The following is a 22,845-nucleotide window of genomic DNA, read 5'->3' on the forward strand; positions in this document are numbered from 1 at the left end:
GATAAAAACAATCTATATGAGAAAATTATCTAAATCCATCACTGATCTTAAACCCTTTTATGACGTAGTAATTATAGGCAGCGGCTACGGCGGAAGCATAGCGGCAAGTCGCTTTTCGCGGGCGGGGCTGAAAGTTTGTCTGCTTGAAAAGGGTAAGGAATTTCAGCCGGGCGAATACCCGGTTACCTTAATGGAAGCCGAAGGTGAGATGCAATTAAACACCGACATTAGTAAAGCCGATAAAAATGGTCTGTATGATATCCATGTTGGACAAGGTATATCTGTATTTAAAGGCTGCGGACTGGGCGGTACTTCGCAGGTTAACGCAGGCGTGGTTATTAAACCGGAGGACCGTGTGTTTCTGGATGATAGGTGGCCATCGGCAATAAGGAATGATATGGCTAGCTTACAGGATGGCTATAACAAGGCATGGGATATGCTAAAACCATCTGCTTATCCGGCAAACACACCCGGTTATCCCGAGTTGGCCAAATCAAAGGCTATGCAGATATCCGCAGAAAAAATGAACCAGCCTTTTTATTATACAGATATCAATGTATCATTTAAAACAGGCATTAACCACGTTGGCGTTCAGCAAAACCAATGTGTTAATTGCGGCGATTGTGTTACCGGATGCAATCATTTTGCCAAGAACACCCTAATTATGAATTACTTACCCGACGCCGTAAACAACGGGGCCGAAATATTCTGTAATATTAATGTTGATCATGTTGAACAGTCGGCCAATAACTGGATTACCTATTTTGATGTTTTTGGTAACGACAGGGATAAATTTAAAGCGCCGCTAATGTTTGTACGCTCGGCTAACGTAATAATTGCCGGTGGCGCATTGGGCAGTACAGAGATTTTATTGCGGTCAAAACAAAACGGTTTGTCAGTTTCATCAAAATTAGGAGATCATTTTACAGGTAATGGCGATGTTTTGGGCTTTGCCTATAACTGCGAAGAACCCATTAATGGTATGGGCTTAGGCACTTTGTGGAACGACGACAAATATGAACCTGTCGGCCCGTGTATTACCAGCGTTATTGATATGCGTAATCAACCCGTACTGGATGATGGGATGACCTTTGAAGAAGGAAGTGTGCCCGCTCCTATTGTTTCCATGCTGAATTTAGCCCTGATGTCGTTATCAGCTACAATTGGGCATAATACTACAGGAGTTTTTTCTAACTGGCTAAGAGATTGCGGCGAAGAGGCTAAAAGCCTCATCAGTGGACCCTACCATGGCGCTACCAGCCATACACAAACCTATTTGATTATGACGCATGATGATTGCAGCGGTGTAATGAGTTTAAATAATGGATACTTTTCCATTAACTGGCCCGGTGTTGGCAAGGAGGCTATTTTCCAGAAAGTAAGCCAAGCCATGACCGATGCAACCGAAGCTTTAGGGGGCGTATTTATTAAGGATCTGGTATGGGAAAAGGCATTAGATTATGAATTAGTAACCGTACACCCGCTCGGTGGTTGCAGCATGGCCGAAGATGCCACACAGGGCGTAACCAATGATATCGGCAACGTATTTTCAGGCACAGATGGGCAGGCAACACATGCAGGCTTATATGTGTTGGATGGCTCTATAATCCCGCTGCCACTGGGCACAAATCCATTATTCACCATTTCAGCAGTTGCTGAACGCGCCTGTAACATTATCATAAAAAACATGGGTCTTGAAACGACTTATGATTTTCCTCCTGTGGTTTCCAATTTAACCATTCCAGCACCGGCAGTTCAGTTTACTGAAACCATGAAAGGCTTTTTCAGTGTAGGCGAAAAAGATGATTTTGAGGTGGGTTATACAGCTGGCGAACAGCATTGCTCCCCTATATTATTTACGCTCACCATCCAAACAGAAAGCATGGACATTTTCGTTGCCGATCCTGAACATAAAGGCTATATGAGCGGAACCGTGGTTGCCCCTGCTTTGTCAGACAAGCCATTAACTGTAAGCGATGGCCTGTTTAACCTCTTTGTAAAAGATGCCGACAATCCCGAACATCTGAAAATGAAATATAATATGACGCTTAATACGCATGATGGCAAGCAATTTTATTTTTACGGATATAAAAAGGTTGATGGCAATTCTCCGTTTGATCTTTGGAATGATACGACCGTACTTTATACAACAGTTTATGAGGATGAAGCCAAAAACAATGTATTAGGAAAAGGTATTTTAAAGATAGCCGCGCAGGACTTCGCAACGCAAATGACTACCATGAAAACAGTGAATACCAGCAGTATGATGGAAAGCCTAAAAGCGATGGAACCATTCTCAAAGTTTTTTAGCGAAGAGCTTATTGACACCTATTTCAAGAAATTCTTTTAATCGAAACCGTTAATGGAACAACAAGATATAAATAAACAACCCAATCGTACGCAGGATGATTATTTTGATATGACGCATAGTCCGCTATTAAACCATCTGCGTACGGAAACTAAAAAATCAAAATACGAAACACCTGCCAATAAGATCGGTGACTTCCTTGCAAAAAGGCTTTGGACCTGGTTTTATTATTATTTTTCGAGCCGACTGGGGCGCAATTACCCATACCCAACTTATACCGGTACAGATAAAGGCATTTACAACATCAAACCAACAGATACCGATACGGTAACTATTGCCATTGTTGCCGATTGGGGCACTGACACTACACAATCTTTTGATGTAGCCCGTAAAATGGAGGAACATAACCCCGATTATACCATCCATTTAGGCGATACTTACTATGTGGGCGCTCCCCATGAAATTGAACAGAACTTTACCAAACCCGGCTCACCCTGGGTAAGGGGTAGTAAAGGCAGTTTCGCGCTTTTAGGTAATCATGAAATGTATGCCAGGGGGATCGCATTTTTCAAGAAGCTGTTGCCCACTTTGGGTATAAAAGATGAAACAGGAAATTATGCAGGGCAGAAAGCAGGGTTTTTCTGTCTTGAAAATGAACATTGGCGAATATTGGGTTTAGATACCGGGTACTACTCCATAGGTAAAATACCTATTATAGAATTGCTGCCAGGATGTGGGCCAGACTCCCATTTCGACAAAAAACTGATACAATGGCTTTATGAAGATCTGAAACTGAATGATGCAAATGACAAAAGAGGCTTACTCATCCTAACCCATCAGCAATATATCACCGCTTTTAAGGACGAAGGTGAATACCTGGTACCTGCTGAGCAATTGGCCAAACTCATTGGTAAAACCCGCCCGGTTGTATGGATCTGGGGGCATGAGCACAAATTTTCCATATATGAAAAAGCACAGGTAAACGGCGGCATAACAGCCTATGGAAGATGTATAGGGCATGGCGGTATGCCTATTGAGCTGAATACATTTGAACGTAATAGCAACAGTCACGGCAACTCAAAACTGGTAATGGTTGATACGAGGCCACAACCGGGAAGCGATACCTATCCACTGGGATATAATGGATATACGGTTCTTACTTTACAAAACAACCAGTTGGAGATCGGTTATTTTGATGTAAATGGAAAGCTTTTTTCCGAATTATGGACGGCAGATACCACAACCGGGGATATTAAAGGATCAATTGATGTACCCGATTCAACAGCTTTAAAAACGGTTGACAATAAACCCTGGACTGACGCTGTGAAATAAATGAGGGCAAGAATAACTTAAAATAGTTTCTGTGCGAAAATATTGAGCACCTCCATCAAAATCAGGATGATAACGATCAGCTCAAGCCGGTAACTATTCCTGTATTGTAGCAGATCCCTGAAAAGTTCGTAGTTATCTTTTATAATATTTAATCCCTCCTGAATGTTCCTGAACCTTTCTTTAAGGTCGAAGGTGCGTTTCAGATCGTTGTGGATTTTATTAAGGTTCTCATCCTCCCAGGTTTCGGGAGGTGAATCGAATATATAAAGGTTTTCGGCGATACGGTTTTTTAACAAAAGTGTTCGGCCGATGTATTTTTTGAGACTGGTGCCCGATATATTTAAGCGACCGTTTGTTTCCAATATCTGGGTATGATAGTTTGTTTCTTCCATGAGTTTGGTGGTTTGCTCATGGTAATAATCAAGTGCTACGGATTGTGAAACATTCAGCATAATTAAACGCAACACTTCAATATCATGCCCGATGATCTCAATTGAGTTAAAACCTATCTTATTTCTTCCGGCATTTGTCAATATCTTAAATTCCTCTTCCAAACTCTGCTCAAATTTATTTTTGCAATAGGGCGATATCAGCCTTAAAAACTCTGAGATCTTAACCGCATCATAATTTAAAAAGCAAACTACGCCATATTTAAACACGTAGATATATTGCCCGTCGCCGGTAATATAAAACAACTCATCCGTATCGCTAAAATATAATTCCGACTTAAAAACAGACTTCAGCATTTTTATGTCAATGCCATCAGCCACCTGATATGATAAAACTTGTTGTAACATATTATTAGGTTGTAGTAATACCTCGCATTGTTACGCAATACTAATTGCAATAATAAATAAGCGGTATTACTATAAAGTTACGAAACCTATTCGTCACAAACGGTTAATACGGAATTTAATGTCCTATCCTGTTATTCAAATACCACTGTTTTGTTTTTGTAAACAAATACCCGGTCTTCAAACACAAGCTTTAGCGCTTTGGCTAATACGGCGGTTTCAATTTCTTTACCGGCCTGTACCATATCTGCAGCGGTAAAGGAATGGTTTACCGGGATGATCTGCTGCGCAATGATAGGGCCCTCATCCAGTTCATCTGAAACAAAATGCGCGGTTGCCCCTATCAGCTTAACACCACGCTCAAAAGCCTGCCTGTACGGGTTTGAACCGATGAATGCGGGCAAAAACGAATGATGTATATTAATGATGCGCATGGAAAACTTTGCAACTATTGCCGGGGAAAGTATGCGCATGAATTTCGCCAATACAATATAATCAGGGTTATATTGGTCAATTATCGCGGCTACCTTTTCCTCAAATTCAGGTTTGCTGATATTTTCATGCGAAACGGTGTAATATGGCATATCAAAACGCTCGCATATGCCTTGTAATATGGCATGGTTACCGATTACACATTGCACGGTAGCGCCAAAGGTGCCGAAATAATTACGGATCAATATATCAGCCAGGCAATGGTATTCCTTACTTACCATAACCACTACCTTTTTGCTGGGTTTGGGGTTTATGGATACAATTGCATCTGGCGGCAATACCTCTTTAATATAGTTTTCAAGCAATAGTTCATCCTTCCCATCATCAATATTAAGGCGCATAAAGAACATGTTTTCTACCTTGTCCACATGTTCGCGCATGGAAATAATATTAAGCTGATGTTTCGCCAGGATTGCTGAGATGGATGCAACCAGGCCAACCTGGTCTTTGCACTGAATAACTATTATCATGTGATGAATAAGAAAGCTGTAAATATATAAACTGCTATTTATTAAAACGATGTATTTAGCTGTTCAATTTTTATCTAATAATTCAGGAATATTATCATAAAAAAAGGGCAGTTATTTTACTAACTCCCCTCCTGCTCATACACATTTATTTAACCCATTATTTTTTATCGACCACTAAAAACACTACTCCCCTTGCGGGTACAGTAACTTTTATACCTCCGCTTGTACTTGTTGAGTATGCAGCCAGGGATGCATAACTGCTCGGGCCACCATAATTTATTGACGGGCCATTACCGTTCACCAATACCTGGCCCGAGAAATCGCCATTATCGGTACCGCCATGCAGTGTGTAGTAATAATAGTTACTGCCCGTATAATAGTTTTTAAAGCTCACATTTACAGTCGCATCACTTTCGCTAGTATTCACTACTACTACCCCTGCTTGCCCTGAGCTGAATGAGGAAGCATAACTAACTATACTTGAGCTGCCCGAAACTGATGAGCTGATCATCCTATCACCAAAAAATTTCTGGAAATAGTACATGTAGTAAAACGCCGGGCGCGGCGTAAAATCCGTAACGTTTGGCTGTCCGTAACTAAATAGCCCCTGGTCATCGCCAGGAGATGTGGTGCTCCAGCCATTCGCCAGGTCCCAGCGGCTGGCTTCACCATATTGGTCTTTGATTGTTTCGCCCAATACCATTACCGCGTGTACACCCGCAACATTTGATATTTGCTGCTGCGATCCGGTTGAAAAAATATTCCACTCCGTTAAAGCGATTGGTTTTTGTGTTACACCAGCTGTTTGAATAGAAGTTTTCACAAAATTCATTAATGTTGATGATGATGCCGCTGCCGTATTAAAAATGGTTAACGCGCTCGAGTTTTCATTATAATTTGTATAATAATTATGCACGATGAAAAAATCAGCCGCGTTACCAATTGCGCCAAGTACTCCGGGGTTCCAATTGCTCACTCCCTCTGCGTTATTCGCATCTGGAGTTTCATGCAATACTGCGCCTATTTGTATGGTGGCGCCTATCTGAGCAGCCGCATTCCGCATAGAGTCTGCAAAAACTAAAAACTGTTGCCCGTATAATGCCCCGGTAAGTATTGCGGGCTGCCCATCCTGATTTTTGGTTACATCAATACGGTAACATGCTTCCCAGTTACCATAGCACTCGTTACCAATTTCCCAAAATTTGGTACGACCTTTATCATACCTAACCCATTGCGCTGCCAAATGCGCGGCAGTTTGCACAGGGGTTGGCCCGGTACCATAACGGGCATAAGCATAGTTAACAGTAATTATGCCGGTGCTTTTTGTTTTTTGTAATAGGCTATAATAATTATCAAGGCTAAGCGACCAGCTATCGGTAACCTGTCCGCTCCAATACCCGGTAGTGGTGTTGGGTGTTCCATCAGCATTTAATAATTGGGCAGGAACATCTGCCGGGTGCCCGCCTGATGGGGAATTCCAGAAATAAACGTCAGATAAACTCCCACCCGGCGCCCTTATTATGTTGGGCGAAAGATTGGTTATATCGGTAACAACCCCGGCACCTGTATATTGCCCGGTAAATGGATTAATATTATTACCAAACATATACTTTGAAACTTTTGATACTACCTGGCTATAATCGGCTGTTACCGTAATTGATGTTGTTGCCGATGGCTTGGCAGCAGCCTGTGTAGATGGTGCAGTAAAAGTTCTGGCCTGCCAATCATTCAAAAAAAATCCCTGTGTTGCCGCAACTGACGGATCAGTGGGCGACGTAATTGGACCGATTGCCCCGCCATTACCCTGATCGGTAGTTGTAGTGGTCGTCGTTGTACCCGTATTATTGTTACTTTTTTTGCATGCCATTATCGCTATCAACGCAATAAACATTATCGCGCTAACTGTCCTCGTCATCATCTGCATATATTCTGTTTTTTTTTAGAAAAAAGCCACCACCGAAACCCACGGTGGCGGCCATATTAACCCATTAACTTACTGTTATTTATTATTTTACATCAACCAAACCAATATCATCTATATTAAATACGCTGGCATTTCCGCTAAACTCCTGGAAAATTATAGCGCTTATTGATGATGGCAAAGGATTGTTCGAATCAACCAAATTTGCTATAGGGATGATATAATCAGTCCACGCGCCTTCAGTAAGTATAATTTGAACAGAAACATTAAAATTATAGTTAAGCGAAACGCGAACAAGCTTGCCGTTGGTACCTTTACCGCCATATATTGAAAATTTAAATGCAGTATAAGGCCCTACGGGAGCGTTATTGCTTGGCCCGAGTACAAAGGCATCATAACCGCCACCATAGGCTACTTTTATAGATGATGTACCTCTTTTAGCTACGGTTTGATCAATAGTTGGGGAGTTACTCCAGCCGTAATCATACCAGCCGCTTTCAAACTGATCTTCAAATATTGGTGTACTGAAACCAAATACGCCGTTGGCCTGGTGACTCGCTGATACATTATTACTTAATTCACTTGTACCTGCTGATAACAACGGCCCGGTTCCAACACCACCGCCTTTTGTAGCCACAGTAGTAACCAGGATACGCCCGGCTGTAACTCCTGATGGCACTTTAACTTTTATTTCGGTAGGTGAGCTTGAAACTACTGTAGCGGGTATGGCACCAAAAGATACGCCTGATAATCCGTTAAATGTAGTTCCGGTGAGCGTAATAACATCCCCCGGATTACCGGCCAACTGATCAGCTGTTGTAATGATTGGTTGGGGCTGCTCAATTATAAAATTAAAATTGGCCCTGCCATGCGGGTTAACCACTGTAAGCACATTGCTGGTAGTACTGCTACTGTAAGGTACATTTGATGGTATGGTGATCTGCATAGTGGTATTTGACAGATATGCCGGGTTAAAATAGATGGAAACACCATTTAAGTATACCGCGGTGGTAGTATTCAAATTTTCACCTATTATGGCATATAGCGTACCTATTTGGCCATCGGTAGTTGTTGAATCAAAGGCAGTAACACCAGCCTGGTTATATGTACTGCTTGAATCAAGTGTGATCTGGTGAACAACATTTGAATCAGTAACACTTTTATATACGGTGCGCACACGTGTTATAACAGGTGCGCCATTACCTTCCCCGCTTTTTTTACAAGATGCTATACTAAATACTGCCGAAGCGGCCAGTACCAGGTAAAGTATAATTGATTTTATATTCATCTGTTTCATGTCTTTAAATTATTTAAATACGTAAGGTACTGGTGCGTCTAATAATTTAGGATCGCTGGTGGTTTCTGTGGCTGGTATAGGCAGCTGGAAATCTGCATTACTTGGCGTATATGCCTGGTGATAAATAGTTTTGCGATCACTTGCATAAGTACCCCTCTCCTGCTGGCTGATGATGGTAATAGCTTTTGGATGCTGATTGGTAAGGATACCATTCCATCCGTCCAAACGGCCAAGGTCATACCAGTAGTCATTTTCAATAGCAAACTCGATCCTTCTTTCAGCCAGAATATCATCCCTTACTATAGTTGTTGGAACTGTAGGGTTGTATGTCGCATCATAATTAGGGTTTTGTACAGTATGATTTCTATTGATTTCCGTGATAGGTGCCAGGTTTGCCCTCTTTCTGATGGTGTTGATATAACCCAGCGCATTTGGATCTGTTGAGGTAGTATTGTTACCCATTATAGCTTCAGCCGCTATTAAATAAACCTCGGCGTAACGCATTAAATAGGTATTATTGGCTGCAGACTGAGCTGCACCAATACCACCGTTATCAGCAGGCGTACCAACCACATATTTTTTTATAGCACCATCGCCGCCTTGTGCATCAACAGTAGCCGGAACAGTGTACCCGCCAGATGCTGCATCAAGTTCAGGATAAAAATCACCGGCTTCCATTAATGTACCGTGCAAACGGGCATCGCCCGCTTCATATGCATTTTGCAGATCGGGTGTTGGCCCAAGCACGGCATAACCGTCTCCAGTACCAGTAATAACGGTACTGTAAGCTAAGGAAGCCTGTTGCGGGTTTCCGTGGCCATATGATGCCCCACCGGCCCATTGTATCTGGCAAATACTTTCTTCGTTGTTATTATTAGCGGTTTTGTATAAATCATTATAGGTTTTGCCAGCAATGTCTATCCCATATAATTTAAACTCGCCGCTTTGTATTACCTTTTGAGCTTCAGCAAGTGCATCGGTATAATCCTGCATGTACAAGTAAACTTTTGCAAGCATAGCTGATGCCGATCCGCTTGATACATGGCCCTGGGTTGTTGAACCTGTCCTGATCATTGCTGTACAATTAGCTTCGGCAAATTTCAGATCATTGATAATGAACTTGTACACGTCAGCAATGTTGTTTCTGGGAACCTGGAAATTACCTAGAAAATCGCTTCCATTTTCAATTATAGGAACAGCTCCCCATAACCTGACAATATGAAAATAGCCCATTGCACGCATAAAATGCGCTTCGCCAAGCGCGTTATTCACTACCGATTTGGTAACAGTTGATGCTACCTTGGCAGGCATGTAATTGATCAAAGCGTTCGATTGCTCAACCACTGTCCATAATGAGGCCCATGCAGCTCCGTTTTGTGTATTCAGGTTAGTTACCGTGAACTGCCCAAAATCAGATACGTCGCTTGAATAGCTGCGCCCGTTTCCACTTGTCATTTCGCATACTGCCCAACCTGCTTTAGCGGCATAACTGAACCACACCGAGTTGTAAAGGCCATTGGTGCTGGCTGCTACCTGTGCATCTGTTTGATAAAAGTTATCGAGCGTTATGGCACTTTCGGGCGGGCGGTTAAAGAAATCCTTTTTACAGCCTGTGACAGCAAAAATGCTCATCAACGCGGCGCCGATTAAATATTTTATATTTGTTTTCATGTCAAAAATTCCTTTTTATGTTAAAACTCAGCGTTAATACCGAATGTGATCGTTCTTGGCGAAGGGTATCGTCCTAAGTCGACATTCGTTAAGAACACATTTTGATTTTGTTGGCCTACTTCAGGGTCCAGACCTTTATAACCGGTTATTACCAACACATTTTGAGCGCTGCAATAAACTTTTAGCTTGCTCATAGCAACATATTTTGCCCAGGCCTCGGGTAAATTATATCCTAACTGAACGTTTTGCAGCCGCAGGTAAGAAGCGCTTTGCAAAAACCTGTCAGACATTTCAAGGTTATAATTTTGTCCGCCTTTTGGTGCCGGTATATTTGAGTTTGGATTGCTAGGGGTCCAGTAATTAGCTGAAGAAGCCAGCTGGTTTACATATAATGAATTTAAACTGCCAATAGCATAATCCAGGGCGTTTAATATTTTACCACCATACGATCCCTGGAAGAAGATGTTTAAATAAAATGCCTTATAGCTGAAGTTATTTGTAAAGCCATATGTAAAAGTTGGATTGGGATTACCTAAGTAAGTACGGTCACTTGCATCAATCTTTCCATCGTGGTTTTCATCAACATATTGTATATCACCCAACCATGTACCTGATGTGCCATTCGCAATTGGCTGGCCAAACTGTACAGGTGCACTTAATAGCTGTTGCGCAGTTTTAAAAATACCTTTTACCTTATAGCCATAAAACTCGCCGATAGGCTCACCAACCGCTGTTTGTGTAACAGGTAATTGCAGGTAACCATTAGTTATTTGCCCAATAATAGGTGTATTAGCCACCAGCGATATTACCTTATTGGTGTAATGTGAGAACGTTACAGTAGTGTTCCAGGTAAAATCCTTTGTATTTATATTTCTGCTATTGATGCTAAATTCAAACCCTTTATTATTAACCTGACCACCGTTAACATACTCTGATGATATACCGCCAAGGTAAGTAGCATCGCCGGTTAAGAAAGTTGGTAGTGGCTCCTGGAAAAGGAAGTTTTTAGAAGTTTTGTTATACCAGTCAAAAGACACATCAATTCTGTTGATCAAACTAAAATCAACACCAATGTCTGTTTGGATGGATGTTTGCCATTTCAGGTTTGGATTTGGATATTTATCAATAAAGAAACCGGTTCCAAGGCCCGTGGTAACAGGCGTAAGTGCCGCTCCGTATTCATAACCGGGTATATCCTGGTTACCTACTTCACCCCAGCCTACCCTGAATTTGATGTTATCAGCAATCTTTTTGGTATCTGCCATAAATGGCTCATCAGATATACGCCATGAACCTGCAACTGACGGGAAATAACCGGTTTGGTGCCCCGGAGCAAAGTTTGATGATTTATCAGAACGGATAGTTGCGGTTAAGCTATACTTATTGTTATAGGTATAAATACCGCGGGCATATGCTGATTCAAGTACACCGCTGCCTTTATATTCACTATTTTGTGCGCTTGCGGCATCGCCTAAATTAAGTGTTTGCAGTTCATTGCTGAAAAATGTTTGGCGGGAGCCGCTTATACCATTCCAGGTTGATTCACTTACTTCGTGACCTAATAACGCTGTTAAATTACTTTTACCGAAGGTATGGTTATAGGTTAAGTACTCTTTCCATGACCAGTACAGGCTCTGCTGCCAGCTTTCGCTCAATGTTGCGGTTGGATTGGTTAAAATACCATAAACATAGGTTGGGTTAAATAAACGGCTATCTGAGAAATTAAAATCACCACCTAGCTCTGATCTTAAGGTCAGATCCGGGATAAAACGGATATCACCATAAAAGTTTGCGTTCACCTCGTTCCTTACCAGGTTATTTGTTCTTTGTAAGGCCTGGGCTACCGGATTAATTGTACCATATAACTGGTTAGCCTGTGGGCCCGCGAATGTTCCATCGGGATTATAAACCGCCTGATCGGGCGCACTCAGTAAAGCATTATACACTATACCGCCATTATCACTTAACCCCTGGTTTTCTTCAGTACGGCTCAATGCCATAGTTTCGCCCAGTTTAAGCCAGTCCTTTACAGTAGCATTTACATTTGTGCGGAACGAATAACGCTTAAAATTTGATCCAAGAATTGTTCCATCCTGTTTTAGAAACCCACCGGATAAGTAATAATCAACCTTATCAGTAGCTCCTGATACAGACAGATTATGATTTTGCATTGGTGCCGTCTGGAATACTGCTTTCTGCCAGTTGGTTCCGGGGCCTAATACGCTTGGATCGGCAAATTCACCTCTGGGTGCAACCTGGTAAATTGCAGCCATCTGGTTTTCAAGACTTGCATATTGCTGCAGATCCATCATTTTTAAGAAATGGCCTTGTTGCTGTACACCATAATAGCCATCGTAATTAAGATGAGCATTACCTTTTTTACCACGCTTAGTAGTAATAATAATTACACCATTTGAGGCACGGCTACCATAAATTGCGGTTGCAGATGCATCTTTTAATACATCAATTGATGCAACATCATTAGGGTTAAGTAACGATAGCGGGCTAACAGCGTTTTCGCCATTATTTTGGTTTTGATTGGCAGTTTGGCCACTGGTAGAATAATTATTAGCATCGCCTGATACTTCAATACCATCAATTACATACAATGGTTCATTTGAGCCCGACAGGTTACCTATACCCCTTATATGCACCGAAGCAGCACTACCCGGTGCACCGGTACCTTCGGTAACTGTAACACCGGCAGCCCTGCCCTGCAGCATCTGATCAATACTAACCTGCGGTACATCCTGTATATCTTTAGCCGTAACTGATGATATTGCACCGTTTACATCACCCCTTTTTTGCTGGCCATAACCAATAACAACAACATCATTTAAATTTTGAGTGGTTTCCTTTAAAATAATGTTCAGTTGCGTGCTTTTATTTACAGGTACTTCCTGCGGGGCAAAACCTACATAGGTAAAAACCAGTATAGCATTTTCATTCGCCACTATGATCTTAAAATTTCCACGGCTATCACTGGTAACAAAATTCTGGGTACCCTTTTCCCTTACTGTTACCCCCGGTAATAATGAGTTTTTATCATCCGTTATTTTACCTGTAACAGCTATAGCAACAGGCAGTTCATTTGTGGCGTTTACCTTTTTTGTTATTAAAATGGTTTTATTATCAATCACATAGGTTAATGCCTGATCGTTAAAGCATTCGTCAAGCGCTTGCTTTAGTGATGCATCTTTGAGATCAAGGCTTACTTTTTTTGCTGATTTTAGGTCATCGGCATTATACAAAAAGTCGTAATTGGTTTGTTTGTGTATCTTTTCGAACACCTCTTTTAAAGAAGCATTATTAACTCGCAAAACTACCTTTTGAGCATAGGTTGTGGCAAAGCCCTGCAAAAAAGTGGTCATTAGTAAAATTAGCGTTATCTTCATGACAAGCAGAGTTTTATAAATACAGCTACGAGGCTTGCTGCACATAAATTCAGTAAAATTTTTATACATTTGAGTTTGGATTAATAATTATTGATTGTTTCAACTACAATTTGATTAATGGTCTGAATGCCAGCATTGGCTTAAGCCAGGGGCGGTACGAACGCTCCTGGTTTTATTATTCAGAAAAGAAGAGTTTTGAGTAGAGTTACTTCATTACTATCACCCTCCTTCCCTCAATCTCAAAGTGAACTTTTCCTAATTTTTCCAGATAATGCAACAGATCGGCAAGGCTTTTTGAACGGTCATATATCCCGCCAAACTGCTGATCTTTTATATTGTCTTTATATTCCACATCCACATCATACCAGCGCGAAACCCTTTTCATAATATCGGTTATGTTTTCATCATTAAAACTGAAATAACCATTTTTCCAGGCCATAACCTGTTCAATATCAGCAGGCAAAATATGAATATCATTATTACCTTCAGGCACAACAGCCTGCTGGCCTGGCTTTAATAATGACAATGAATTATTTTTTGTTACCTGTACCGATCCCTCAAGCAGTGTAGCTGTTATATTATCATCATTATTATAGGCCGCTATGTTAAAATGCGTACCCAACACCCTTACCTGTACGTTATTCATGCTTACATAAAATGGCTTCTCCTTATTTTTCGCTACTTCAAAATATGCTTCGCCGGTTAACTTAACGCGGCGTTCGTTACCGGTAAATGCAACCGGATAACTTATTGAAGAAGCTGAATTTAACCAAACCTTAGTGCCATCAGATAATACAACCTGGTATTGGCCACCCCTCGGAGTTGATAAGGTATTTATCGCATTTTCGTCGGCTGATGAGCTGTTACTGCCCGGGCTATTTTTGTAAACAAGTTGGGCATTATGGATTGTGCGGACATTGGATGACCCTAAACTTGCAAGAACCCTGTTTGCTGAGTTATTAAGTACTATAATTTTATTATTCGACAAGGTTAAGGTAGCCCTGTTACCCCCCGGTACTATAATAGCTTTATTGGTATTGCTTGCCAGCTTGTTATTGTCTGTACGATGTGTATTAAGTGTTTTAAATAAGGCAATTGAAATACAGATTAAAAGTATAGCAGCTACGCTGAACCACTGTTTTTTAAAAAATTTAATTACAAGGGATTGTTGCCTGTACTCAGTTTGAGGGATATGAAATCTTTTATCAGATTTTATGCGTTGAAAAACCTGGGTTGCCTCTGTTTCACCAAGTGCCGGGCCGTTATTAAGGTTAAACCGGTGATGGTCTAATAGTTCAGTAACTTTTTCAGGATTAGCATCTATATATTTAATTAACTCCACGCAATCCTCAGGATCTATTGAGTTATTAAAATACTGATACAGTAAACGCTTAAGTTTATCCTCATCCATGATTATTCAATGTTTATAATTGGGCCCTTTTGAAGGGCTGGTTATATATAGAACACGGAACTTATGGGATAGGACTAGTGGAATTAGAAATTATTTTGAAAATAATACTATTATAATAGATATGAGGTACGAAAAGTTAAGATTAGCCTTTATAGTTTTAAGCGCCTGTACCATATGATTTTTTACCGTATTGGGCGATATGCTCAACTGATCGGCAATCTCCTTGTGCGAAAGGCCATCAACACGGCTTAGCTTATATATTAGCTGTTGTTGCCTTGGGAGCTGATTAATTAGTTTTTCGGTGATCTGTTCCAGGTCATTTGCATATATATTTTCCTCAGTAGCATTATATACTTCCTCAATATTTGAAATCAGTTTATCGGTAAGACTGGTTGACCGGGAGATCTCCCTTATTAAATTTAACGATAATCTTTTAGAGATAAGTGACAGATATGACCATATATCACCTTCGGTATCAAGCGATTCCCTATTAAGCCATAGCTTTATAAAGGTTTCCTGTACAATTTCTTCACTCCAGTCCTTACCCTTTAAATAATGGAATGCAAGCCTGTAAACTTTTTGAGCATACTGATCATAGATTTTTTTAAATGCATCTTCATCACCCAAAATTAGCTTTTGAATTTGATTATTATTAACTACAACCTTGTCTGTATCAAAGGGTATAACTGGCATCATAAATAATCATCTATTACCTCACTGGTATCAATAAGTTTTATTTAAATAAGCCAATACCTCTCCGTTCTTAAATAATAACGGCTAAGGATTAAACCATACGGAGATACCAACTCCTCTGGAAATTTGAGCTCTTTAAATTTTATTAAATAGGTTTTGCTGCTGTTTGTAAAAACGCAGTATAATTGTAAAGTAAAATTATAGCTGTTGCCGGTTAAGCAATAGCAAATTTGTTAAGTTCTCTAACAAATTTGTTAAATGTGTTTTGCCTGATTCATTTAACAAACTGAAAAGAAACCGATTGTTAAAGATATATAAAGCCATTTAATATTACATAGAAGTATTATAAATATTTATATATATTATTACTTCTACAAGAAGCTAAATGCTTTTAAAACTTGTTACCACACGGATTAATTAATACATTTTTCTAAAAATATATTAATTGATTTAATAAATTGATAATTAAAATTTTAGAGGTATTTTTATATTAATTATCAACCAAATATTAAACCAACCTTATGCTGCGAAAACTATTACACGTTTCTGAAGATAAAGTCTCCTATCTTCAGATCATAGGATTCAGCACGATCCTGCTCTGCTTACTTTATATGTTTTATGAGCAAATATTCGGCACAATAACCGGTGCGAACATTGCAATTGTATTTTTCACTATAATGCTGGGATTTTCATTCGCTTTTCCTGAATTATTACGCGATTCAAATAAAGGGATAAGCACTATGCGTATTGCGGTATTTATGATGATCAATGTTATTTGCATGTTACTGCTAAAGATAGGCTGGGAAAAACACGATTTAAAAGCTATAGGGCTTGACGAATACTGGATGGGTGTTATAGCCTTCGTTTTTGGCGCTAAAGCAACACAATCATACTTTGAAAGCAAATTGGCTGCCGTATCCTCTACCCTTCAATCAACACAAATGACAACAACTACATTAACACCTCCACCAATATCTGCACCGGTAACAACAACCACATCAACTATGTCATCACCAATTACATCAATTGCCACACCTCCCGTATCAACCATCTACAATGATGAAAATTTGGATGGTTGCGGTATCCAGTCAACAACTTTAACAGGGAATGCCGATCTGCCGGCATCGGAAGGAGGAATGCAATAATGGCTTATTCATTAACATGGTTACCGGATGTTTTAACAAACGCGGGCCTGAAAGTAGCTTTACAGCCCGGATGGGAAACCCGGGGACATGGTGATATGGGCAAAGTATTGGGCGTACTCTGTCATCATACAGGTACTACCAATCTAACCCAAAATATGCCCTCATTAGATGTGCTGATTAATGGCAGGCCTGATCTTGCGGGTCCGCTTTCACAGCTTGGCCTTGGCAGGGATGGGACTTATTATGTGGTTGCAGCCGGCCGGTGTTACCATGCCGGTGCAGGTAAATGGCAGGGTATTACTACAGGCAATACCAGCTTCATAGGCATTGAAGCCGAAAATACAGGAGGCCGCAATGACTCTCCATGGCCGGCAGTACAAATGGATGCTTATCAGCGTGGGGTAGCCGCTATATTAACACATATTGGCAAAGGTGTTGAATTTTGCGCAGGCCATAAAGAATATGCTTTGCCTGTAGGTCGTAAAACTGACCCGGATTTTGATATGGTTGTTTTTCGTGCAGCTGTAAGCGCTATATTAAACGGAACAGCCCCTGCGCCTGTATTAATACCCGTGGTTGAACCAACAGCACCCGGCAGGGCCACGCTTCGCCGCGGCATACCAAATGATCCTGTTTTAGTTAAGATAGTGCAAGCCAAGGTTGGTGTAACACCTGATGGCAATTTCGGGCCAAAAACCGAAGCCGCTGTACGTGCTTTTCAATTAGCCCATGGCGCTGTTCCTGATGGTATTGTGGGTCCGAAAACATGGGCATTAATAACATCGTGATCTCCTTTATACCAGCAATATACTAGTGTCAAGTCAATAGTCTTTAGTTATAAGTCTAAAGCCAGATTTCGTTCTTTTTGAATTTTGACTCAAGACTTTAGGCTTACGACTAGCGATATTTTATGATTGACACGAACTAGTGCGGATCAGCCAGCGTATTATACCTTATCAGCCTTTTCTACTGGTTGATGAACGTATAATTAACTTAGGTTTTATACTGATAATTTTAGGGATAACCTCCGTTTCCTTATTTTCCATTTCCTGGAAATAAAGGTTAGCAATGGTTTTGCCCATATAAATACTAAACTGATCTATAGTAGTAATAGACGGACTGGTTATTTCAGTAAAAGCCTCATTTGAATAACCACAGATGCCTAATTCGCTGGGTACCTTAAAGCCCATGGCTGTAGCAACCTCCAATACACCAAGGGCCGAAAAATCAGAGGTGGATGCAAATATGGCATCGGGAGGTTTGGGCATGCTCAGCAATTTACGGGTACCTTCTGCGCCTAGTTCTTTTGTCCATGCATTTTCAATGATCAGGTCATGAACAACCGGGATCTTATGCTTTTTTAAAGCTTTAAGATAACCAGCCTTTCGCTGTTTGAAAATATCCAGATTTTGAGGTCCTTCCAATAAAGCAATACGCTTATACCCCTGCTCAATCAGGTGCGATACGGCCTCAAGCGATGCCTGTTCATTATCATTAATAACCTTTAAGGTCTCCAGTTCATCAACTACACGGTCGAACTGAATAAGTTGAATACCATGCTCTATTACATTTTTAAGGTGTGTATGGTCGTGACTATCAGCCGATACAGATATTACGATACAATCAACCTGTTGATTTATAAGTGTATTAACACATTTTACTTCTTTCTCCTCCTGCTCATTGGATTGGCAGATGATGAGGTTGTAATTTTTTTCATAAGTGGCGTCTTCAATCCCGGCTATTACATTCGCGAAAAAGTTCTGATTGATACGCGGCACAACAATGCCTATAGTTTTTGACTGGCCACTACGCAGGTTTGAGGCAATGGTATTGCGTTTATAATTAAGTTCCGCAGCTGTTTTAAGGATCAGTTTCTTGGTATTCTCATTAACATAATTGCTATTATTTAATGCACGCGATACCGATGAGGCTGTAATATTCAGCTTTTCGGCTATGTCGTAAATGGTAGTCCGTTTCTTTCTCATGGCTTATTTGTGAAAGATAATAAAAATAATTTCTGCAATCGATTGCAGAATAAAAAAATTAGCATAATTTCGTGAAGTAAATTATCGACCAATTTATAAACTACAGGCATTTATACAAAATCGCAAACTTTAATATGTTATTATTAGGAATAGATATAGGTACGTCATCGGTAAAAGTTAGTATTGTTGACGCGGTTACGCAACAATCTGTAGCATCGGCTCAATACCCGGATGAAGAATCCCCTATCATAGCGCTAAAACCGGGCTGGGCCGAGCAATCGCCGGATATGTGGTGGCAGCAAGCTCAGCAGGCGCTTGCTTTATGCCATGCCACAGGCACTTATAATGCCGATGATATTGCAGCCATTGGCATTGCCTACCAAATGCACGGGCTGGTTTTGGTTGATAAACAACAAAAAGTATTACGAAATAGTATTATCTGGTGCGATAGCCGTGCTGTGGAGATTGGTGATAAAGCTTTTGATGTCATAGGCCATGACAAATGTTTATCGCACCTGTTAAATTCACCCGGCAACTTTACTGCATCAAAATTAGCATGGGTAAAAGAAAACGAACCTAAAATATACGCGCAGATAGATAAGATAATGCTGCCGGGCGATTTCATCACCATGAAACTTACGGGTGATATTACCACATCAGTATCCGCCCTATCCGAAGGCATTTTCTTTGATTTTAAAACCAACCAGGTATCAAAAGATATTGTTGATTATTTTGGTTTTGATGAAGGTTTGTTCCCGGTAATAAACCCGGTATTCTCACCACATGGTTATCTGCTGGCGTCAGTTGCTGAAAAACTGAAATTAAAGGCGGGTATCCCGGTAAGCTATAAATCAGGCGATCAACCTAATAATGCTTTATCATTAAACGTATTGAACCCTGGCGAGGTAGCCGCTACTGCAGGCACATCAGGTGTAATTTACGGTGTAAGCGATCAGTTGGCGTATGATAAGCAATCTCGCGTAAACACTTTTGCCCACGTTAATTATGCAACCGATGAAAAGCGCTTAGGCGTATTGCTATGTATAAATGGCACAGGCAGCATGTACCGCTGGGCAAAAAATAGTTTTGGTGCAAACCCCAGCTATCAGCAAATGAACAACGAAGCCGCAAAAGCACCGGTTGGCAGCGATGGTTTACGGGTACTACCATTTGGCAATGGTGCCGAGCGTATGCTTAATAACAAACAGGTTGGCGCACATCTACATGGCATCGATCTTAATTTACATACACAGGCACATTTGTTCAGGGCTGTACAGGAAGGCATTGCCTGCTCATTCCGCTACGGATTGGATATTATGCGCGAAAACGGCATGAACCCTACCATCATAAGAGCAGGAAAGAATAACCTGTTTTTAAGCGATCTCTTTGCCCAAACATTTGTGAATGTGACAGGCGTACCGGTTGAGCTTTATAAAAATGACGGCAGCGTTGGCGCGGCGCTTGGTGCAGGCATTGGCGCGGGGATATTCGCATCACCGGAGGCTGCATTTGAGCACATGCACCCGGTACAGCTTATTGTACCAACAAATACAGAATCAATTCAGGCGGTTTACCAGGAATGGAAAACACTACTAAACAAACAATTACTAAATAATTAACAAGTATATAAATTATGGGAAGCATAATAACAGGTGAAAAAGAGTTTTTCAAGGGGATAGGTCAGGTAAAATACGAGGGGGCACAATCAGCTAATCCCTTAGCCTTTAAATGGTATGATGAGAATAAAGTAGTGGCCGGAAAAACCATGAAGGATCATTTGCGCTTTGCCTGCGCCTACTGGCACTCCTTTGTAGGTAATGGAGCCGATCCCTTTGGCGAACCCACCCACATCTTTGCCTGGGATGCAAAAACAGATGCCGTGGAACGCGCCAAAGATAAAATGGATGCCGCCTTTGAGTTCATCACCAAAATAGGTATGGAGTACTACTGTTTCCATGATGTGGATGTGGTGGACTATACCAATGATGTAAAAGAAAACGATCGCCGCCTGCAGGCTTTGGTTGACTATGCCAAACAAAAGCAAGCCGCCAGCGGTGTAAAACTGCTTTGGGGTACCGCCAACCTGTTCAGCAACCGCAGGTATATGAACGGTGCCTCCACCAACCCGGATTTCCATGTTTTGAGCCATGCTGCAGCACAGGTAAAGGCAGCGCTGGATGCTACGATTGCTTTGGGTGGTGAGAACTATGTATTCTGGGGAGGAAGAGAAGGCTATATGTCCTTACTAAATACCGACATGAAACGCGAGCAGGAACATTTCGCCAAATTCCTGCATACGGCAAAAGACTATGCCCGCAAGCAAGGCTTTAAAGGCAATTTCTTTATCGAGCCAAAACCATGCGAACCCACCAAACACCAGTATGATTATGATGCAGCCACCGTATTAGGCTTTTTGCAGAAATACGACCTGCTGAATGATTTTAAACTGAACCTGGAAGTAAACCACGCTACCCTGGCGGGCCATACCTTTCAGCATGAGTTGCAGGTAGCTGTTGATGCAGGAATCCTGGGTTCAATTGATGCCAACCGTGGTGATAACCAGAACGGCTGGGATACCGACCAGTTCCCGAATGATATCAATGAAGTGACCGAGGGCATGCTGATCATCCTGGAAGCCGGTGGCTTTGGTGGCGGCGGTATAAACTTTGATGCCAAGATCCGAAGAAACTCAACCGATCCTGAGGATCTGTTTTATGCCCACATTGGTGGTATGGATGTTTTTGCAAGGGCGCTGATCACTGCGGATAATATCCTGCAAAAATCAGACTACAAAAAACTGCGTAAGGACCGTTATGCTTCCTACGACAGTGGCAGCGGTAAGGACTTTGAGAACGGGAAACTTACCCTTGAAGACCTGCGCCAGTATGCTATTGACAATGGCGAACCTAAAGCTATCAGTGGCAAACAGGAATATTATGAGAATATCATTAATAACTTTATATAGTTTTAAAGCTTATTACATATCTATAAGGCCTTCTGAAAAGCGGGCCTTTTTTATTTCCGATCGTTTCCTCGCGTAACAATTTTAATAATTATTGCTATCCACAAAAATAATCTGTAAATATGTCCTGCTGCTAAATCGATTGTAGTATAAACCTATTATAAATTCAAACCGGCAAAAAATGAGACTTCAAAAAAGAATTAACTTCCATAGTTGCCTTGTTACTTTATGCAGTATAGCTGCGCTAATATTGCTAAGTATCAATCCCGTTTCGGCAAAGCAGAAGCTTAAAGTGCTTATATTTTGTAAAACAGCGGGCTATCATCATGAATCCATCGCGGCAGGAGTTGTGGCCATTAAAAAACTGGGGACTGAAAACGGATTTGAAGCCGACAGCACTACCGACAGCCGTAAATTCACGTATGACAACCTAAAACAATATGCGGCAGTGATCTTTTTAAGCACCACACATGATGTTCTGGACGATGCCCAGCAAAAGGAATTCATGAAATACATTGAGGCCGGCGGCGGCTTTGTGGGTGTACACGCTGCTACCGATTGCGAGTACAACTGGCAATGGTACGGTAATTTAGTAGGCGCTTATTTTGATAGTCACCCGGCACAACAGGATGCCATTATTGATGTGGTTGACCCCGACAATATCGCCACCAAACATTTACCCACACACTGGAAAAGATTTGACGAATGGTACAACTTTAAATGGATAGAACCCAACCTTCATATCTTGTTAACCATTGATGAGACTAGCTATACCGGCGGCAAGAACCCGGCTTATCATCCAATGGCATGGTACCACAACTATGATGGTGGCAGGGCTTTTTATACTGAGCTGGGCCATACCAATGAATCCTACTCCGATCCGCTTTATTTACAGCACCTTTTGGGCGGGATAAAGTATGCCATGGGAACAGTAAAATAGGTGTTGCCTTTTAAACAATAACTATAGTA

The 22,845-nt window shown here is 41.2% G+C and carries 16 protein-coding genes; 7 read left to right on the forward strand and 9 right to left on the reverse strand.

Annotated features, from left to right (window positions below; all coding sequences use genetic code 11):
- The first annotated feature begins 16 nt into the window (after nucleotides 1–16).
- Nucleotides 17–2,350 carry a GMC family oxidoreductase N-terminal domain-containing protein gene (locus BLU33_RS13220; RefSeq protein ID WP_091373530.1) on the forward strand — a complete coding sequence of 778 codons (2,334 nt, stop codon included), beginning with the start codon at nucleotides 17–19 and terminating at the stop codon, nucleotides 2,348–2,350.
- Between the two features lie 12 nt (nucleotides 2,351–2,362).
- Nucleotides 2,363–3,640 carry a metallophosphoesterase family protein gene (locus tag BLU33_RS13225; RefSeq protein ID WP_091373533.1) on the forward strand — a complete coding sequence of 426 codons (1,278 nt, stop codon included), beginning with the start codon at nucleotides 2,363–2,365 and terminating at the stop codon, nucleotides 3,638–3,640.
- A gap of 17 nt (nucleotides 3,641–3,657) precedes the next feature.
- Here the strand turns inward: BLU33_RS13225 and BLU33_RS13230 are convergent, their stop codons facing one another.
- The 8 genes from BLU33_RS13230 to BLU33_RS13265 form a co-directional block, all read right to left on the reverse strand.
- Entirely contained in the window at nucleotides 3,658–4,437 is a 780-nt protein-coding gene (locus BLU33_RS13230) for an RMD1 family protein (RefSeq protein ID WP_091373536.1), read from the reverse strand.
- Nucleotides 4,438–4,568: 131 nt separating this feature from the next.
- On the reverse strand, nucleotides 4,569–5,396 hold the full coding sequence (gene purU / locus BLU33_RS13235; protein WP_091373538.1) for a formyltetrahydrofolate deformylase: 828 nt from the start codon (nucleotides 5,394–5,396) through the stop codon (nucleotides 4,569–4,571).
- Nucleotides 5,397–5,553: 157 nt separating this feature from the next.
- Nucleotides 5,554–7,263, reverse strand: a complete 1,710-nt coding sequence (locus BLU33_RS13240) for an alpha-L-arabinofuranosidase (RefSeq protein WP_232009272.1) — start codon at nucleotides 7,261–7,263, stop codon at nucleotides 5,554–5,556.
- Between the two features lie 139 nt (nucleotides 7,264–7,402).
- The gene (locus BLU33_RS13245) at nucleotides 7,403–8,614 is read right to left on the reverse strand and encodes an IPT/TIG domain-containing protein (protein ID WP_091373543.1); all 1,212 of its coding nucleotides are present in this window, start codon (nucleotides 8,612–8,614) and stop codon (nucleotides 7,403–7,405) included.
- Nucleotides 8,615–8,623: 9 nt separating this feature from the next.
- Complete coding sequence (locus BLU33_RS13250; protein ID WP_091373548.1) at nucleotides 8,624–10,285, reverse strand: RagB/SusD family nutrient uptake outer membrane protein; 1,662 nt, start codon at nucleotides 10,283–10,285, stop codon at nucleotides 8,624–8,626.
- 20 nt (nucleotides 10,286–10,305) lie between these two features.
- Nucleotides 10,306–13,680: a TonB-dependent receptor gene (locus tag BLU33_RS13255; RefSeq protein WP_197684501.1), complete on the reverse strand. Its 3,375-nt coding sequence runs from the start codon at nucleotides 13,678–13,680 to the stop codon at nucleotides 10,306–10,308.
- Between the two features lie 205 nt (nucleotides 13,681–13,885).
- Nucleotides 13,886–15,091: a FecR family protein gene (locus BLU33_RS13260; RefSeq protein ID WP_091373553.1), complete on the reverse strand. Its 1,206-nt coding sequence runs from the start codon at nucleotides 15,089–15,091 to the stop codon at nucleotides 13,886–13,888.
- Nucleotides 15,092–15,181: 90 nt separating this feature from the next.
- Nucleotides 15,182–15,787 carry an RNA polymerase sigma factor gene (locus BLU33_RS13265; protein WP_091373556.1) on the reverse strand — a complete coding sequence of 202 codons (606 nt, stop codon included), beginning with the start codon at nucleotides 15,785–15,787 and terminating at the stop codon, nucleotides 15,182–15,184.
- A gap of 518 nt (nucleotides 15,788–16,305) precedes the next feature.
- On the opposite strand from BLU33_RS13265, the gene BLU33_RS13270 reads away from it, so the two are divergent.
- Nucleotides 16,306–16,929 carry a hypothetical protein gene (locus BLU33_RS13270; protein ID WP_157682142.1) on the forward strand — a complete coding sequence of 208 codons (624 nt, stop codon included), beginning with the start codon at nucleotides 16,306–16,308 and terminating at the stop codon, nucleotides 16,927–16,929.
- On the forward strand, nucleotides 16,929–17,717 hold the full coding sequence (locus BLU33_RS13275) for a peptidoglycan recognition protein family protein (RefSeq protein WP_091373561.1): 789 nt from the start codon (nucleotides 16,929–16,931) through the stop codon (nucleotides 17,715–17,717). The genes BLU33_RS13270 and BLU33_RS13275 overlap by 1 nt, the downstream gene beginning before the upstream one ends.
- Before the next feature lie 168 nt (nucleotides 17,718–17,885).
- Here BLU33_RS13275 and BLU33_RS13280 read toward each other — a convergent pair whose 3' ends face one another.
- Complete coding sequence (locus BLU33_RS13280; protein WP_091373564.1) at nucleotides 17,886–18,914, reverse strand: LacI family DNA-binding transcriptional regulator; 1,029 nt, start codon at nucleotides 18,912–18,914, stop codon at nucleotides 17,886–17,888.
- Between the two features lie 134 nt (nucleotides 18,915–19,048).
- Here BLU33_RS13280 and BLU33_RS13285 point away from each other — a divergent pair, with 134 nt between their 5' ends.
- From BLU33_RS13285 to BLU33_RS13295, 3 genes are all read left to right on the forward strand, one after another.
- Nucleotides 19,049–20,533 carry a xylulokinase gene (locus BLU33_RS13285; protein ID WP_091373567.1) on the forward strand — a complete coding sequence of 495 codons (1,485 nt, stop codon included), beginning with the start codon at nucleotides 19,049–19,051 and terminating at the stop codon, nucleotides 20,531–20,533.
- A gap of 14 nt (nucleotides 20,534–20,547) precedes the next feature.
- Nucleotides 20,548–21,879 carry a xylose isomerase gene (gene xylA / locus BLU33_RS13290; RefSeq protein ID WP_091373570.1) on the forward strand — a complete coding sequence of 444 codons (1,332 nt, stop codon included), beginning with the start codon at nucleotides 20,548–20,550 and terminating at the stop codon, nucleotides 21,877–21,879.
- A 178-nt stretch (nucleotides 21,880–22,057) separates the two neighbouring features.
- On the forward strand, nucleotides 22,058–22,816 hold the full coding sequence (locus BLU33_RS13295) for a ThuA domain-containing protein (RefSeq protein ID WP_091373573.1): 759 nt from the start codon (nucleotides 22,058–22,060) through the stop codon (nucleotides 22,814–22,816).
- The last annotated feature ends 29 nt before the right edge of the window (nucleotides 22,817–22,845 follow it).

Source organism: Mucilaginibacter mallensis, assembly GCF_900105165.1.
In the GTDB taxonomy this organism is placed as follows: domain Bacteria; phylum Bacteroidota; class Bacteroidia; order Sphingobacteriales; family Sphingobacteriaceae; genus Mucilaginibacter; species Mucilaginibacter mallensis.

Coding starts and splice junctions, on each gene's coding strand:
- BLU33_RS13220 (WP_091373530.1), top strand. CDS start 17: ATGAGAAAATTATCTAAATCCATCACTGATCTTAAACCCTTTTATGAC.
- BLU33_RS13225 (WP_091373533.1), top strand. CDS start 2,363: ATGGAACAACAAGATATAAATAAACAACCCAATCGTACGCAGGATGAT.
- BLU33_RS13230 (WP_091373536.1), bottom strand. CDS start 4,437: ATGTTACAACAAGTTTTATCATATCAGGTGGCTGATGGCATTGACATA.
- purU (WP_091373538.1), bottom strand. CDS start 5,396: ATGATAATAGTTATTCAGTGCAAAGACCAGGTTGGCCTGGTTGCATCC.
- BLU33_RS13240 (WP_232009272.1), bottom strand. CDS start 7,263: ATGGCATGCAAAAAAAGTAACAATAATACGGGTACAACGACGACCACT.
- BLU33_RS13245 (WP_091373543.1), bottom strand. CDS start 8,614: ATGAAACAGATGAATATAAAATCAATTATACTTTACCTGGTACTGGCC.
- BLU33_RS13250 (WP_091373548.1), bottom strand. CDS start 10,285: ATGAAAACAAATATAAAATATTTAATCGGCGCCGCGTTGATGAGCATT.
- BLU33_RS13255 (WP_197684501.1), bottom strand. CDS start 13,680: ATGAAGATAACGCTAATTTTACTAATGACCACTTTTTTGCAGGGCTTT.
- BLU33_RS13260 (WP_091373553.1), bottom strand. CDS start 15,091: ATGGATGAGGATAAACTTAAGCGTTTACTGTATCAGTATTTTAATAAC.
- BLU33_RS13265 (WP_091373556.1), bottom strand. CDS start 15,787: ATGATGCCAGTTATACCCTTTGATACAGACAAGGTTGTAGTTAATAAT.
- BLU33_RS13270 (WP_157682142.1), top strand. CDS start 16,306: ATGCTGCGAAAACTATTACACGTTTCTGAAGATAAAGTCTCCTATCTT.
- BLU33_RS13275 (WP_091373561.1), top strand. CDS start 16,929: ATGGCTTATTCATTAACATGGTTACCGGATGTTTTAACAAACGCGGGC.
- BLU33_RS13280 (WP_091373564.1), bottom strand. CDS start 18,914: ATGAGAAAGAAACGGACTACCATTTACGACATAGCCGAAAAGCTGAAT.
- BLU33_RS13285 (WP_091373567.1), top strand. CDS start 19,049: ATGTTATTATTAGGAATAGATATAGGTACGTCATCGGTAAAAGTTAGT.
- xylA (WP_091373570.1), top strand. CDS start 20,548: ATGGGAAGCATAATAACAGGTGAAAAAGAGTTTTTCAAGGGGATAGGT.
- BLU33_RS13295 (WP_091373573.1), top strand. CDS start 22,058: ATGAGACTTCAAAAAAGAATTAACTTCCATAGTTGCCTTGTTACTTTA.